The organism is Ulvibacter sp. 2210JD10-4 (assembly GCF_058148525.1).
In genome coordinates, this window is the sequence record NZ_JBYVJZ010000121.1 from 1 (window position 1) to 232 (window position 232).

Genomic DNA, 232 nt, shown 5'->3' on the forward strand with positions numbered 1-232 from the left:
TCTTTTCTTAAAAAGTTGGGATCGTATGTATTTCGTCCAAACGAATAAGAGGCCATCCAAAATTTGTTTTTACAGGTTCAGAAACATCTCCGGCAGCTTCAAGTGTGTATGCAGCTTCTTCAAATTCTTCCGATCGCAGGTCTCCTTTACTGAATTTAGTGAGTTGCCCTCCACGTTTTCCAGAGCTTTTGTCATCAGAAAACTGTTTTGCCAGGTTTTCAAAAGATTCTCC

The 232-nt window shown here is 40.1% G+C and carries 1 protein-coding gene; it reads right to left on the bottom strand.

Annotated features, from left to right (window positions below; all coding sequences use genetic code 11):
• Window positions 1-7: 7 nt before the first annotated feature.
• The coding region (locus tag ACY2RT_RS15725) for a peptidylprolyl isomerase (RefSeq protein WP_490156842.1) at window positions 8-232 on the bottom strand (225 nt) is incomplete at its 5' end.